This is a genomic window from Aeromonas sp. DNRA1 (assembly GCF_963888745.1).
Taxonomy (GTDB): Bacteria; Pseudomonadota; Gammaproteobacteria; order Enterobacterales; family Aeromonadaceae; genus Aeromonas; species Aeromonas hydrophila.
In genome coordinates this window covers 606,218-619,522 of sequence record NZ_CAWPKQ010000001.1, presented here as the reverse complement: position 1 = coordinate 619,522, position 13,305 = coordinate 606,218, and the positions used below count along the sequence as shown (strand labels likewise).

Genomic DNA, 13,305 nt, shown 5'->3' with positions numbered 1-13,305 from the left:
CTTATGTTTCAACAAGAATTTTGTTTTGCCAGCGACGACTGCGCCAGCGCCAGAACATGGCCAGACCGCGCACCCACTCGTCGCAGGCGAGCGCCAACCAGATACCGACCAGTCCATAACCCTGCATGATACCAAGGAAATAGGCCAGTGGAACGGCAATCCCCCACATGGAGACGAGCGCCATGTAGAGCGGGAAACGGGCGTCCCCGGTGGCGCGCAGGGCGTTGATCACCACCAGATTGAAGGTTCGGCCGGGTTCCAGAATGAGGCTTATCAAGAACAGCTGCGCCACCTGGGTGATGATGTCGGCGTCATCGGTGAACAGGCTGATGATGGTGCGGCCGTTGAGAGCCGCCAGCAAGGCGATGAAGGCGGTGACGACGAGCCCCAGCTTCAGGCTGTTGAGCAACTGGCGGTAGGCCTGCTCGAAGCGGCGAGCCCCTGCCAGGTGGCCGATGATGATCTCGTTGCCAAGTCCGATGGAGAGGCCGAACAGCAGGATGAACAGGCAGATCTGGAAGAAGTAGGACTGGGTTGCCAGCGCCTTGTCGCCGAGCAGGCCGACGAAGGCGGTCACCACCATGAACTGCAGCATCCAGGAGAGGTTCTCGCCGGCAGCCGGCAGGCCGATGTGCAGTACCTTGCCCAGCATCAGCCGGCTGGGTTTGACGATCTCCGGCAGGCGCAACCGGATGCCGGTCTTGCGCGCCACCAGCCATATCAGCAGTACCACCCCGACGATGCGACCCGCCACCGTGCTGATGGCGACCCCGGCCACCCCGAGCTGGGGCAGGCCGAACCAGCCGTAGAGGAGCAGCAGGTTGCCGACGAAGGTGATGAGGTTGACGATGAGGGTCACGTACATGGCCTGACGGGTGTGGCCGTGAGCGCGCAGGGTGGCGGCTAGGCAGAGCGCCGCCGCTTCCGGCAGCAGGCACAGGCCGATGATCTGCAGGTAGAGGGTGGCATCGCTCATCAGGTTGGCGGGCAGGTTCATCAGCGCCAGCATGGTACTGGCCCCGGCGATGACGCCGACGGCGGCCACCAGCCCCACCAGCAGATTGAAACCGATGGCGGTGTGGATGACGACGCGCGCTTTCTCCTTGTCGCCGGCCCCCAGATACTGGGTGATCACCACGCTGGTGCCGATGCTGACGAAGCTGAACAAGGTGATGGCGAGATCGAACACCTGGTTGCCGACCGCGAGCGCCGCGACCCCCTGATAGGAGACGTGACCCACCATGAAGGTGTTGAGAGCCCCGGTCAGAAAGTGCAGGGCGAGATCGATAAACAGTGGCCAGGTCAGGGAGAAGAGGGTGCCCGGACCTGCATGGGATTGAGTCTGCATGGGGTGTCCAAATACTGGGGATGGCCCTCGTCAGCGCCATCTGGACGGGCATTTAACACCAAGCGGGTGCGAGGCGCAATCGCGGCGGTGACCAAGCAGGGGAAGAGAGCGCTGGCCCTGCCACCATGGGCAGGGCCAGCACTGGATCAGGCCGGGGTGGCGCCCGCTTCCTGTTCGCTTGGCAGGGTGAGGCGCGCCGAATCGGGCAGGGCATCATCCTGGGGCCAGCGCGAGAGGATGGCTTCAGTGGTGCTCTCCACCACCTCGTCATCCTTGAACACCGGCTCGCGGTAGCAGCGGGTCATCCGCAGCGCCTGGTACATGTCGGGGCAGAGGATGATCCCCTCGTCGCCGACCCGGATCCCGGCCTGCTTGAGCCACAGGCTCATCTGGCCGTGGCGGCCGGCCATCACCATGTGGATACCGCGCCGTTTCAGATCCTTGTGCAGCTCCCCCAGCATGCTCATCACGCTGATGTCCTGATGGGTGAAGCAGGCCACCGCATCCACCACCAGGCATTTGGGGCTGTGGGGATCCTGCACCAGCAGCGCCAGCACCCGCCGCTTGAAGTAGGGGGCGTTGAAGTAGGTGAGCGGCGAGTTGAAGCGATAGACCAGGATGCCGGGAATGGCCTTGGCCTGCTCGTTGTCTCCCAGGGTGCGCACGACCCCTTCGTCGTCCATGCCGAGCAGTTGGTCGGTGGGGCGCATCACGTTGCGCAGGAACTGGAACAGCCCCAGCAGCACCGCGAGGGTGATGCCCGGAATGACCCCCATGGCCAGCACGCTGATGAAGGTGATGAGCGCCAGCCAGAAGGCGGCGCTGTCTGAGTGGCGCAGGGCCCACAGGCCGCGAAAGTCGGTGAGGGACAAAGATGCCATCACCAGCACCACACCAAGGGCGGCGGTGGGGATGTATTGCAGCGGCGCCGTCAGGTAGAAGGTGACCAGGGCGATGACGGCGGCGGCGATGATGGAGACCAGCTGGCTCTTGCCGCCGTTGGCGTCGTTGACCGCGGTGCGCGAATCCGCACCGCTGATGGCAAAGCCCTGAGAGGCTGCCGCCGCCAGGTTGGCCATGCCGAGGGCCCGAAACTCCTTGTCCGCATCGATTTCGTAGCCGTTCTTGGCGGCAAAGCTGCGGGCGGTCAGCATCATGGAGACGAAGCTCACCATGGCCAGGTTGAGCGCCGGCAGCACCAGTTCCCGCATCAGACCGGGGGGAAACTCCGGCATCTGGAAGGCGGGCAGGCCGGAGCCGATGGCGCCCAGGGTAGCGATGCCAAACTGGCCGAGATCGAGCGCCCACACCAGCCCCGCCGTCACCACCATGGCCACCATGGAGGAGGGCCAGGCCGGCTTGAAGCGCTTGGCCAGCAGCAGAGTGAGCAGAGCGGTCAGGCTCATGGCCAGGGTGGGTAGATGGGTCTGGGTGATGTAGCTGGCACCGCCGGCGATCCGCTCGATGAGGTAGCGCTCGCTGAAGGTGAAGCCGAAGATCTTGGAGAGCTGGCCCACCATGATGGTGATAGCCACCCCGTTGAGCAGCCCCATCAGGATCGGGCGAGAGAGAAAGTCCGCCAGCACCCCCAGCTTGAAGCGGCTGGCGATGAGGCACCAGAAGCCGGTCATGGCGGTCATGGTCATCACCAGCTGCCAGTGGCGGGTGGCATCCCCGGCGGCGAGGGGTGTCACCACGGCGGCGATCACCGCGCAGGTGGCGGCGTCCGGGCCGACGATGAGCTGGCGGGAGGTACCGAACAGGGCGTACACCAGCATGGGCAGGATACAGGAGTAGAGGCCGACCAGCGGCCCCACGCCGGCCAGCTCCGCATAGGCGATGGCCACGGGCAGAGCCACGGCGGCCACCGACAATCCAGCGCGCATATCCGGCATCAGCCAGGCCCGCTGGTATTGCAGCAGGGCGGCGAGGCCCGGTAGCCAGCGTTCGAGTGAGAAGAAGTCGCGCATTATTTAACCCATTGAGTTACAAACAGCTTTTCCTTAGTGTGCCCAAGGTTATCGAAACATTGCAATCAGGTTATGGCCAGTTCACCACCAGGTCAGGCCACAGCCGTTGCCACTCCTTGGCCTTGACCCGCTCGGTAAAGACCCGGCGCTCCTGGCGGCAGCACGGGTTGGGATCCACCTGCAGGGACCAGTTGGGGGCAAAGCCGTAGGGGGCCAGCCACTCGAATGAATCGTCAGCCAGCAGCCGGACTCCGATGCAGGTGGGCACCTCCACCCAGTGGCTGAGGGCCGAGAGCGAGCTGGTGAAGGGGGGCACCAGCTGGCGCACATGCATGCGGGCCTGGTTGCGCACCTCCCACTGCTGGCCCGGCATTCTGGTGGCGAGCCAGGCTTCGTGTTCGGCCTCCGCCAACCCATCCGGGTCGGCGCTATCCAGATAGATAAGGTCGATGTCGTTGAGGGCGGTCGGCACCGATTTGCGGTGCAGGTGATCCCAGATGAGGTTGCGGATAAAACCGGCCCCCAGCGCCCAGTCGGGCAGTGCCAGTTCACGGGCTGCCCGCAGGCAATCCATGCGCTGATCATCTGCCCGCAGCAGGGCTTCGGTCTGTGCCTGCAGGTTGGCTTCCTGGGCGCTCTGGCGAGTATGCGAAGCTGGCGTGCTGTGATGCGTCTGGGTGTCAGCCGGCATTGCGGCGCAACCAGACGTCGATGTAGCTGCAGCTCGGCACTATGGTGAGCCCTTCTGCCTGGGTCCAGCTGTAGAAGGTGCGCGCCAGCTGATCGGCGATCCCCTGTACCCTGAGCTCGGGCGGGACGAAGGTGCTGTAGGCGTCGATGGTCTTGGCGTCGAGGCGCCGGTAACGCAGCCTGGACTCCTTGCCATCCACCACACAGATGAATTGCTGCTGGTTGGCCTGATGAATGATCTCGCTCATGCTTGCTCCTCGGTACGGGGGATGGGGTTATCTGACCATGTTGGCGCCCCTTTGCCAACTGTTCGGGGTCGCTTACACTGCGAGCCCGGCCGGGTACATACCCGCTAGCCAAGGTATAGAACAGTTCACGAAGGATGGATCCCATTATGGCTTTTGCCACGCTGGAAGAGTTGATCGGCAATACCCCCCTGCTGGCGCTGCGTCGCATCAATCCCCACCCCGGTGTCACCCTGCTGGTCAAGCTGGAGGGCAACAACCCGGCCGGCTCGGTCAAGGACAGGCCGGCGCTGAACCTCATCAAGTGCGCGGAGGCGAGCGGTCACTTAGCGCCTGGGGCCCGCCTCATCGAGGCCACCTCCGGCAACACCGGCATCGCGCTGGCCATGGTGGCGGCGGCGCGAGGCTACCGGATGCGACTCATCATGCCAAATACCATGAGCCAGGAGCGGCGCGATGCCATGCAGGCCTACGGCGCCGAGCTGGTGTTGGTGGAGGGCGGCATGGAGGCCGCGCGCGATCTCGCCCTGGCGATGCAGGCACGGGGCGAGGGGCTGGTGCTCGATCAGTTCAACAATCCGGCCAACCCGGATGCCCATTACCTCTCCACCGGCCCCGAGATCTGGCGTCAGAGCGAGGGGGCGGTCACTCACTTCGTCTCGGCCATGGGCACCACGGGCACCATCATGGGGGTCTCCCGCTACCTCAAGGAGCAGAACCCGGCGGTGCAGGTGATCGGCCTGCAACCGGCCGAGGGGAGCCAGATCCCCGGGATCCGGCGCTGGCCTGCAGCCTACCTGCCGGCCATTTTCGAGCCTGCCCGGGTCGATCGGGTGCTGGACGTGACCCAGCAGGAGGCGCTCGCCATGATGCGCCGGCTGGCGCGGGAGGAGGGGATCTGCTGCGGGGTCAGCTCGGGGGGCGCCGTGGCCGGCGCGCTGCGGGTGGCGGCAGAGATCAAACAGGGGGTGGTGGTGGCCATCATCTGCGATCGGGGGGATCGCTACCTCTCCACCGGGGTGTTCAGCGACGAGCAGGTGTAAGAGCACTGCGTCAGCGCGATGATTAACGTGATATGTATCAACAGCTTGCTGATACATTGCACTGTGTACCCCTTGTAACAATCAACCCTGCTGGCAGGGTTGATTCCATTTGCCTCCTGTTTGACACTCGGCGCCCTTGGTTGACCGATGCAAACAGGAGCGTCCCATGATCTTGCCTTCCTCTCTTCGTTTTTCTCTGTTTGGCCTCTGTCTGGCCACGGCGGGTTGTACCGTCGAACCCTACGCCTATCAGTGCGGCGACAAGCAGTGCTCGGTGATTGATCACCAGGGGCAGAAACACGAGCGGCCGCTGGACGAGGTAAAACCCGTCTGGGAGCGCAAGCAGGAGCGGGAAGAGGCCGTGCGCCGCAACAAGGAGTCCATCTGGCGCGAAAAAACGCCCGAAGCGCGCGACAACTACGGCGCCGGCGCCACCATCAGCTGGTAACAGGAGGCCCCGCGATGCGGGGCCTCTGTCTGATTACTCCCAGGCCAGCTCGAGCAGGCCGAGCAGCTGGGTGCGGTCGGCATCTTTGCGGTTGTAGAGCAGGGCGCCGTCGTTGATGGCGAGATCGCGGATCTCGGGCAGCAGCGCCTTGTCGGTGACGCCAGCCTCGCGCAAGGTGCGCGGCAGTTTGACCGCCTGCCACAGGGTATCGCGCAGCGCCTGCAACGCCTCGATGGCGGCCTGGGCCCGCGCGGCGGCCGGGATGGCGGCAAAGCGCTCGGCCCCCACCAGCGGCAACAGCAGGCGGGCCAGTTCAGGATCGATGCCCGGCCGGTTGTAGTCGAGCACGGTGGGCAGGAAGAGGTTCATGCACAGGCCGTGGGGCAGGTGGCAGCGGGCCCCCAGGCTGTGGCCGAGGGCGTGTACCAGCCCTACCATGGAGTTGGAGAAGGCCATGCCCGCCAGGGTGGAGCCTTCCGCCAGCTGCAGCCGCAGCCGCTTGTCCTGCGGGTTGTTCAGTACCTGGGGCAGGGCGCTGGCGATCTTCTCTACCGCCATCAGGGCCAGGGCGTCGCTGACCGGGTTCTTGGCGTTGCCGATGAAGGCCTCGATGGCGTGGGTCATGGCATCCATGGCGGTGGCGGCGGTGATGTTGAGCGGCAGCCCCTGGGTGAGGCGCGGATCCAGCACCGCCAGCTGGGGCAGCAGGAAGGGGGAGGTAAAGGGCACCTTGCGCCCGCTCGCCTCGTCCTTGATCACCGCCACCAGGGTCACTTCCGAGCCGGTGCCCGCCGTGGTGGGCACCACCGCCAGCGGTTGCAGCGGCCGGGTCAGGCAGCCGGCGCCGGCGTAATCCAGCAGCCGCGTCCCCCCCATGGAGGCGAGAATGTTGACCGCCTTGGCGGTGTCGATGACGGAGCCGCCGCCCAGCGCCACCAGGCTGTCACAGCCAAGCTCTCGGTGACGGGCCGCAATCCGCTCCACCACGGCGGTGGAGGAGTCGGCCGGGATCTCGTCCCAGATGGCGGCCACCGGCAGCTCCCCTTCGGCCAGCACCCCGGCCAGCAGGGTGGCCAGGCCAGTGCCGCTGACCCCCTTGTCGGTGAGCAGCAGCGGCCTGCGCGCCCCCAATCCCGCCAGTTCGCCGGCCAGTTGCTCCAGCGCCTGCTCGCCCGCCATCAGTTTGACCGGACAGAAAAAATCGTAATAGCGACTCATGGTGCTCATCCTCTCGTTCAGCCGGTCAACAGACCCAGGTAGATGTGGCAGGCCCGGCTCAGCTTGTGGTGTGGGCTCGGATAGTGGCGCAGCAAGGGGCGGGCGATGAAGGCCGGCAGGATCAGCGCCTGCAGCTGCTCCAGGGCCCGCACCAGGTGCATGGCGACGGTGAGATCCCCCTCCACCAGCAGACGGTTCTCGCTGAACGCCTGATTGACCCCGAGCCGAAAGCTGAGGGCGCGAAAGGCGATGGCGGAATGCTTGAAGCGCACCCGCAGCGGATGCAGCCCGCCGGTGTCGGGCGCGGGGCCGCTCTGCCAGCGGCCGGCCGCCTTGTGAATGGTCAGGCCGTGGGTCATGCCGCTCACCTCCAGCCGGATGGTGAGCCCGTCCGGCAGGGGGGCGAGCTCCTGGCGCACCGCCTCGTCGATGCGGGCGGCGCGGCACAGGGTGCGGCCGATGATCCAGAGCAGGCAGCTGATCCACAGGCGACGACCCAGCGCCGCCAGGGTATCAAGGTGTCTATTGTGCATAGGCGTGAACTCCCGAGATGGCTGACCAGAACAGGGCGAAGGCACTGGCTTGCCAGTGGCCGTCCCGTCCCAGTTCAGGTTGGTCGACAAACAGCGAGGCGCAGGCCAGGAACTGGCCCTGGCACACCTCCAGCATCAGGGCCGGTGGAGCTTGCATCAATTCGCCGCTGGCCTGGCCCTGGGCCAGCAGGCGGGGTAGAAAACGCAAGGTGTCGCTCAGGATCTGGCTGCGCAGCGGACGAGCCAGCAAGGGGGAGTGAAAGAAGCCCAGCACGAACTTGAGCTCGTGGGGGTGGGCCTGCATCCAGGCCATCGCCTGGCTCCAGTAGTGGCGTGCCTGCTCCTTGAGGGGCAGGGCGGCGTCGGCCTCGGTGATGGCGGCGCCAAGGCGTAGCTTGATGTCCTGGTAGAGGCTCTGGATCAGCACCTCCTTGCTGGGAAAGTGGTGAAACAGGGTGCCGTTGGCCACCCCGGCTGCCTTGGCGATGCGTGCGGTGGCGGCGCCCTGCAAGCCATCTTCGGCACAGAGGGCAAGGGCGGCATCCAGGATCTGGCGGCGCTTGTCGGTCACGGGTGTGTTCATGCTGGTCTCGTCAGCGCAAAAACAGGGCCATCATCAGCCGCTGGTGCCAGCGCCGATAGGGAGGGTGCACCATGGTGCCAGTGCTGAAGCGCCCCCGGCTCAGCACGGTCTTGGCCTTGGAGAAGGTGAGAAACCCCTCGTGGCCGTGGTAGTGACCCATGCCGGAGGCGCCGATGCCGCCAAAGGGCACGTCGTCGGCCGCCACCTGGAACAGGCTGTCGTTGATGGCCATGCCGCCGGAGTGGGTCTCCCGGATCACCTTTTGCTGCAGGGCGGGGTCCAGGCTCATCAGGTAGAAGGCGAGTGGGCGGGGCCGCGCGGCTATGTAGGCGAGCGCCTCGTCCAGCGAGTCATAGGGCACGATCGGCAGCAGCGGGCCGAAAATCTCCTGCTGCATCAGCTGGCAGTGACTGGGCACTTCGGTCAGCAGATGGGGCAGCAGGCGGTGGGCGCCATCGTCCCGGGCCGGGCTGCCACAGGGGTGGATCTGGGCGCCTGCCCGCTCGGCTTCGGCCAGCCAGCTGGTGAGCCGTTCATACTGGCGGCCATTGATGATGGAGCCGTAATCCTGGCTCCCCAGCCCCTGGGGATAGAGGCGGGCGAAGTGATCGCGATAGGCCTCGACAAAGGCTTGCTCCTGACCGCGTGGCAGCAGCACATAGTCGGGGGCGACACAGATCTGGCCGGCGTTGAGGCTCTTGCCGAAGATCATCCGCTCCACCGCCAGTGCCAGCGGCATGTCGGGGGCGATGAGGCAGGGGCTCTTGCCGCCGAGCTCCAGGGTGAGCGGGGTGAGCTGGGGGGCCGCCGCTGCCATCACCAGCCGGCCCACGGCGGTGGAGCCGGTAAACAGCAGGTGATCGAAGGGCAGGGCGCTGAAGGCGGCCGCCACCTGGGCGTCACCTTCAATCACCATCACCTCGCGCTCGTCGAAGACGCCGTCCAGCAGCTCACGCAGCACCCGGTTGGTGTGCGGGGTGAATTCGGAGAGCTTCAGCATGGCGCGGTTGCCGGCGGCGATGGCGCTGATGAGGGGGCCGAGGCTCAGCATCACCGGGAAGTTCCAAGGCACTATGATGCCGACCACCCCGAGCGGCTGATAGAACACCTCTACCCGGGCCGGTGCCAGCAGCAGGCCGGTGTGGCGGCGGTGCGGGCGCATCCAGCGCTTGATCCGTTTCTGGGTGTAGTTGATCTGCATGACGCAGGGGAGGATGTCGGCAATCATGCTGTCGTAGTCGCTGCGCTGGCCATAGTCTTTGGCCAGGGCATCGCACAGCGGCTGCTTGTGGGCGATCAGGGCGCTCTTGAGCTGGCTGAGGTGGGCTCTGCGCTCGCTCAAACTCGGCATGGGATGTTGCTGACAGGCGTCTCTGAGTCTGGCCAGTCTGGCCGGGAGCGACAACTTGTCGGTGGCCTCCTGCAACTGCATCGCTTCCATGGCATACCCCGCTGGTTAGGGACCGACTGATTGGTCGGTCGGTCTAAATCTAGCGTCTTGTTAACTGGCTGTAAAGTTTTGCCCGTTGGCTTAGGATGGGGCGCGGATGACTCACCCGGCGACTGTGCTGGCCTCCACACTTTCGTGGATTCGGGGTTGGTGAATTATCCAATAAGGGGTAGTTTTTGGCTATCAACCGACAAGGAGAGAGAGTTATGACCAGGGAACTGAACAGCTTGTTGGCCCGCCTGGAAGATGTGGTCGAGCGGATGCCGGATTGCTTCAACACCTATGAATTTGCCCAGAAGCTGGCGCTGCAGCATCAGCGCGAGTTTTTTGCCGCGGGTCACTCCCTGGCCGAACAGGAGGGGCGCCTGCTGCGGGTGCTGCATGAGAAGATTGCCGAGGCCTTGGCCGGCAGCGACAAGGTGATCGAGGGGGCGCTGTTGCCCTGCGTGACCCCCTGGGGTGAGCGGGCCACCTCGCCGCGCTGGCATCGCAAACACTGAGCCATCCGTTGAATCAACAACAGGGCCCGTCGCGGGCCCTGTTGTTTTATGGCGGTCACTGGGTGAGGCGGCGCGCCTGCCAGTAGCGACTGTTCCAGTAGACGTTGTCGAGGCGTGAGCGGATCACCCCCTTGCTGGTGGAGGCGTGGATGAACTCCCCGCCGCCGGTATAGACACCGACGTGGTATTGCTGCCAGCCGGTCTTGAAGAAGACCAGATCGCCGTGCTGCAGCCGGTAGCGATCGACCGGCCTGCCCAGGTTGGCCTGGGATTCGGTGGTTCTGGGCAGGTTGAAGCCCATCACCTGCTGGTAGGCAAGCTGGGTAAAGGCGGAGCAGTCGAGGCCGGCCCGATCCGAACCGCCCATGCGATAGGGTACGCCGCGCCACTGCTGATAGAAGCCTTCAAAGGCGCTGCTCTGCTGCCGCGGCGGGGCAGGCTCGGGTGTGCTGGAACAGGCGGCCAGCAACAGGGTCAGCAGGGGTAGCAGCCATTTGCAATCCATGGGGGCTCCTTCGAGACGACAACGTCTCCATCATAAACGGGGTTCGGGGCTCGAACATAGCCTTGCTTGCAAGAAACAGCCTCTGGCTACCTCAAAAGAGGCGCAAATGCAGAGGGTGATAATATTATTTGTATTCATTTGAATAATATTTGCCGATTATCTTGAATGAGCATTTCAATATTAAAGTAGTTATTCCAATCAACCTTGGCATGAAATAATAATTAACCTTGTTGACGCCGCCTCGTGATCTGTGTCACGTTCTGTCTCAGGGTTAATTCGTTATGATGACACCATCAAATAAGTGGCAAGGGATCCCGTCATTTTCACCGCCAATATGATGGCAGCACCACAAGATATCTCTGGGTATATTCCCGCAACTGGTTCACATAATAATATTCGGCCAATGACTGGCGTCGGCTGACAATATCACCAGACAGAGGAGGGCCATCCCATGATATCCGGTCCATAGCAGTGAGTGTTTCCTCGCACCAGGAGGCCTGCGGCATCAGGCTATCGCACCATCGTTCAGGCCGATGGGCGCTACCGCCAAGCCAACGGGCACGGTGCGAGATGCAAGGCGCGCTCAGGCGACCTTGAGGGACGATTGCCATCAGCGCGCGACTCCCGTGTAATAGCCTCGGCGCATGCCGAATCATCCACCTTAGATCGCATCGCGATCCTTGTTCTGTCAGCAATAAATGCATTCACCGCAACGCTGTTAATTCACGGCGAGAATAATGAATGTCATGACAGGCAAGTAGAATAACGCCCCGGAATATAACCGTGAATAATATGGTTATGCCGTATTCGTTCATTGTTTAAATAGCTTGGCGTGATTCGACAAGGAGATAACAATGAAAAACAAAAAACCACGCAAATTCATCACGCAAGCCCCCACTCTCAGTCTGCTCGCACTGGCCTTGTTGGCAGGCAGCGTGCATGCCGAAGATATTGGCGAACGTACCGACCAGGGCACCGCCATGCTGGCCAGCCTGCAATCCGAACAGGGTCTGATTTACCTCAATGCCGACGTCTGGCTGAAGGGGCAGGGGGCGACGCCGCTCATGACCCGGGATCAGCTGCGCGAGCGGGTGCTGGAACGGGGCGAGCGTCTGTTCATCGATTTCAGCGCCGTCACCGACAAGAATGAGCGGCAGCAAGCCAGAAAAGCCATGGAGCAGCTGGCCGGCATCTCTTTTGATGCAGACTGGGTGCTGGTGTCAGGCTACAAGGGGGAGCTGCTGTTCACCCCGCTGGGGGGCGTCGATGACCCGGCCTTCTATCAGGTGATGGAGCGGGTCGAGAGCCTGGATGGGCAGGGCAAGCGCCACAAGCGCTCGCTGACCCAGCCGCCCGCCGCAGAGGCCGGTCTGCCCCACGTGGCCTTCTACCTCAACGTCAACCGCAAGATCAGCGATGCCGAGTGTACCTTCCCGCGCTCGCGTACCTGGAGCCGGGGCGACCGGCTGTTCTGCGATTCGCCGAACATCTCGCTGGTTTACCGGGTCAACCTGGAGCGCTCCCTGCAATTTGGCAACACCGGCTCCGCCACGCCGGATGCCAAGATAGTGCGGATCTCGCTGGATGAAGAGTCGGCCGGTGCCGGTATCCAGCTCAACGAGGATCTGAGCTGGAGCGAGAACATTGCGGACTATCTGCTGCTGGACGGCTGGGCCCGCGACTATGCCACCGATGCCATCGCCCAGGATTACCGCTTCAGCATCGAGGCGTCCAACACCAAGGCGGCGGTGCTCAAGAGCCTGCCGACCAACCTCAACAGCAAGTACGAGCATCGCGAGATTTCGGGTTTCGAGGTGGGGGTCACCGGCGGGGTCGAGGTGAACAAGGATGGGCCCAAGGCCAAGCTGGAGGCGTCGGCCAAGTTCAGCCAGCAGCGCCAGCTTGCCTACAACACCCAGGATTACCGGGTCGAACGCTCGGCGCCGAGTGCCCAGAAGGTGAGTTTCAGCTGGGTGCGCGATCAATACGCGACCGCGGAGTCCCTGCTCTCCTCCAAGACTGCCACCGTCTGGGGCATGGGCTACGACGTGGATCACAACCGTATCCAGCCGCTCAGCTACAAGGGGTTCGTGCCAAACCTGGACGTCATCTACAAGGCGGCACCGGACGAGACGGGCAGCACCGAGTTCAAGATCGACTCCTCGGTCAACATCCGCCCCATCTACACCGGCATCTACAAGCACTATTACGTGGTGGGGGCCCATGTCTCCTTCCAGGGCTTTGAAGATACCGACAAGCGTAGACGGGTGACGGCGTCCACCAGCTTCAAGGTGGACTGGAACCACCCGGTGTTTACCGGTGGCCGCCCGGTCAACCTGCAGCTGGGGGGCTTTGACAACCGCTGCCTGAGCGCGGATGCCAACCATGGTCTGAGCGCGGTGACCTGTGACGAGACCTCGGCCGCCCAGTCCTTCATCTATGACCAGTACGGCCGCTATGTCAGCGCGCAGGATACCCGCCGCTGCCTGGACGGCAACAATCTCGGCCAGCTGCAGAGCTGCAGCCTGAGCCTGGGTCAGCGCTGGGAGTGGAAAGCGGACAGCGATGCGCTCAGCAACCTGAGTGCTCACCAACTGCTGGGTCATGACAAGCAGAGCGGGGCGCTGGGGCTCTACGACGAGAACGGCAATCCGCAGAATGTGAGCGTACGGACCCTGACCTCCTACACCCGCATCTTCGGGCCACCGGCCAGCCACTGACAGAGTAGGGCCTTGCGCTCAAGACAACAACGCCGGCAAGTGCCGGCGTTTT

The 13,305-nt window shown here is 63.8% G+C and carries 13 protein-coding genes; 4 read left to right on the top strand and 9 right to left on the bottom strand.

The window, feature by feature from the left end; translation table 11 throughout:
• Position 1: 1 nt before the first annotated feature.
• The 4 genes from AACQ43_RS02800 to AACQ43_RS02785 form a co-directional block, all read right to left on the bottom strand.
• Positions 2 to 1,348 carry an MATE family efflux transporter gene (locus tag AACQ43_RS02800; RefSeq protein WP_168965807.1) on the bottom strand — a complete coding sequence of 449 codons (1,347 nt, stop codon included), beginning with the start codon at positions 1,346 to 1,348 and terminating at the stop codon, positions 2 to 4.
• 146 nt (positions 1,349 to 1,494) lie between these two features.
• Positions 1,495 to 3,318 carry a SulP family inorganic anion transporter gene (locus tag AACQ43_RS02795; RefSeq protein WP_146062354.1) on the bottom strand — a complete coding sequence of 608 codons (1,824 nt, stop codon included), beginning with the start codon at positions 3,316 to 3,318 and terminating at the stop codon, positions 1,495 to 1,497.
• A 70-nt stretch (positions 3,319 to 3,388) separates the two neighbouring features.
• Complete coding sequence (locus AACQ43_RS02790) at positions 3,389 to 4,009, bottom strand: nucleotidyltransferase family protein (RefSeq protein ID WP_168965805.1); 621 nt, start codon at positions 4,007 to 4,009, stop codon at positions 3,389 to 3,391.
• Entirely contained in the window at positions 3,999 to 4,256 is a 258-nt protein-coding gene (locus AACQ43_RS02785) for a GNAT family N-acetyltransferase (RefSeq protein WP_011705401.1), read from the bottom strand. Before AACQ43_RS02785 ends, AACQ43_RS02790 begins: the two co-directional genes overlap by 11 nt.
• Before the next feature lie 134 nt (positions 4,257 to 4,390).
• Between AACQ43_RS02785 and cysM the strand changes: the two genes are divergently transcribed.
• Together cysM and AACQ43_RS02775 are read left to right on the top strand one after the other, a co-directional pair.
• Positions 4,391 to 5,296, top strand: coding sequence for a cysteine synthase CysM (gene cysM, locus AACQ43_RS02780; protein WP_045529675.1), 906 nt, complete (start codon positions 4,391 to 4,393; stop codon positions 5,294 to 5,296).
• Between the two features lie 166 nt (positions 5,297 to 5,462).
• Positions 5,463 to 5,744 carry a hypothetical protein gene (locus AACQ43_RS02775; protein ID WP_168965803.1) on the top strand — a complete coding sequence of 94 codons (282 nt, stop codon included), beginning with the start codon at positions 5,463 to 5,465 and terminating at the stop codon, positions 5,742 to 5,744.
• A 33-nt stretch (positions 5,745 to 5,777) separates the two neighbouring features.
• On the opposite strand, the gene AACQ43_RS02770 is transcribed toward AACQ43_RS02775, so the two are convergent.
• Genes AACQ43_RS02770 through AACQ43_RS02755 form a run of 4 tightly spaced genes read right to left on the bottom strand, consistent with a single transcriptional unit; the run spans position 5,778 to position 9,519 of the window.
• The gene (locus AACQ43_RS02770) at positions 5,778 to 6,962 is read right to left on the bottom strand and encodes an iron-containing alcohol dehydrogenase (protein ID WP_168965801.1); all 1,185 of its coding nucleotides are present in this window, start codon (positions 6,960 to 6,962) and stop codon (positions 5,778 to 5,780) included.
• A 17-nt stretch (positions 6,963 to 6,979) separates the two neighbouring features.
• Positions 6,980 to 7,495 (bottom strand): SCP2 sterol-binding domain-containing protein, encoded by a 516-nt coding sequence (locus AACQ43_RS02765; protein WP_168965799.1) that lies wholly within the window; start codon positions 7,493 to 7,495, stop codon positions 6,980 to 6,982.
• Positions 7,485 to 8,078 carry a TetR/AcrR family transcriptional regulator gene (locus tag AACQ43_RS02760; RefSeq protein WP_168965797.1) on the bottom strand — a complete coding sequence of 198 codons (594 nt, stop codon included), beginning with the start codon at positions 8,076 to 8,078 and terminating at the stop codon, positions 7,485 to 7,487. Before AACQ43_RS02760 ends, AACQ43_RS02765 begins: the two co-directional genes overlap by 11 nt.
• Before the next feature lie 10 nt (positions 8,079 to 8,088).
• On the bottom strand, positions 8,089 to 9,519 hold the full coding sequence (locus tag AACQ43_RS02755) for a coniferyl aldehyde dehydrogenase (protein WP_168965795.1): 1,431 nt from the start codon (positions 9,517 to 9,519) through the stop codon (positions 8,089 to 8,091).
• Between the two features lie 215 nt (positions 9,520 to 9,734).
• Between AACQ43_RS02755 and AACQ43_RS02750 the strand changes: the two genes are divergently transcribed.
• A complete protein-coding gene (locus AACQ43_RS02750; protein ID WP_005299095.1) occupies positions 9,735 to 10,028 on the top strand; it encodes a hypothetical protein in 294 nt (97 codons plus the stop codon).
• A gap of 55 nt (positions 10,029 to 10,083) precedes the next feature.
• Here the strand turns inward: AACQ43_RS02750 and AACQ43_RS02745 are convergent, their stop codons facing one another.
• Entirely contained in the window at positions 10,084 to 10,533 is a 450-nt protein-coding gene (locus tag AACQ43_RS02745) for a C40 family peptidase (RefSeq protein WP_168965793.1), read from the bottom strand.
• Positions 10,534 to 11,387: 854 nt separating this feature from the next.
• Here AACQ43_RS02745 and ahh1 point away from each other — a divergent pair.
• Entirely contained in the window at positions 11,388 to 13,253 is a 1,866-nt protein-coding gene (gene ahh1 / locus AACQ43_RS02740) for a hemolysin Ahh1 (protein ID WP_168965791.1), read from the top strand.
• Positions 13,254 to 13,305: the final 52 nt, after the last annotated feature.

Bases quoted from the DNA above. Each gene is read 5' to 3' on its own strand.
- AACQ43_RS02795 (WP_146062354.1), bottom strand. From the start codon at position 3,318: ATGCGCGACTTCTTCTCACTCGAACGCTGGCTACCGGGCCTCGCCGCC.
- AACQ43_RS02760 (WP_168965797.1), bottom strand. From the start codon at position 8,078: ATGAACACACCCGTGACCGACAAGCGCCGCCAGATCCTGGATGCCGCC.
- AACQ43_RS02785 (WP_011705401.1), bottom strand. From the start codon at position 4,256: ATGAGCGAGATCATTCATCAGGCCAACCAGCAGCAATTCATCTGTGTG.
- AACQ43_RS02800 (WP_168965807.1), bottom strand. From the start codon at position 1,348: ATGCAGACTCAATCCCATGCAGGTCCGGGCACCCTCTTCTCCCTGACC.
- AACQ43_RS02790 (WP_168965805.1), bottom strand. From the start codon at position 4,009: ATGCCGGCTGACACCCAGACGCATCACAGCACGCCAGCTTCGCATACT.
- cysM (WP_045529675.1), top strand. From the start codon at position 4,391: ATGGATCCCATTATGGCTTTTGCCACGCTGGAAGAGTTGATCGGCAAT.
- AACQ43_RS02765 (WP_168965799.1), bottom strand. From the start codon at position 7,495: ATGCACAATAGACACCTTGATACCCTGGCGGCGCTGGGTCGTCGCCTG.
- AACQ43_RS02770 (WP_168965801.1), bottom strand. From the start codon at position 6,962: ATGAGTCGCTATTACGATTTTTTCTGTCCGGTCAAACTGATGGCGGGC.
- ahh1 (WP_168965791.1), top strand. From the start codon at position 11,388: ATGAAAAACAAAAAACCACGCAAATTCATCACGCAAGCCCCCACTCTC.
- AACQ43_RS02755 (WP_168965795.1), bottom strand. From the start codon at position 9,519: ATGGAAGCGATGCAGTTGCAGGAGGCCACCGACAAGTTGTCGCTCCCG.
- AACQ43_RS02750 (WP_005299095.1), top strand. From the start codon at position 9,735: ATGACCAGGGAACTGAACAGCTTGTTGGCCCGCCTGGAAGATGTGGTC.
- AACQ43_RS02775 (WP_168965803.1), top strand. From the start codon at position 5,463: ATGATCTTGCCTTCCTCTCTTCGTTTTTCTCTGTTTGGCCTCTGTCTG.
- AACQ43_RS02745 (WP_168965793.1), bottom strand. From the start codon at position 10,533: ATGGATTGCAAATGGCTGCTACCCCTGCTGACCCTGTTGCTGGCCGCC.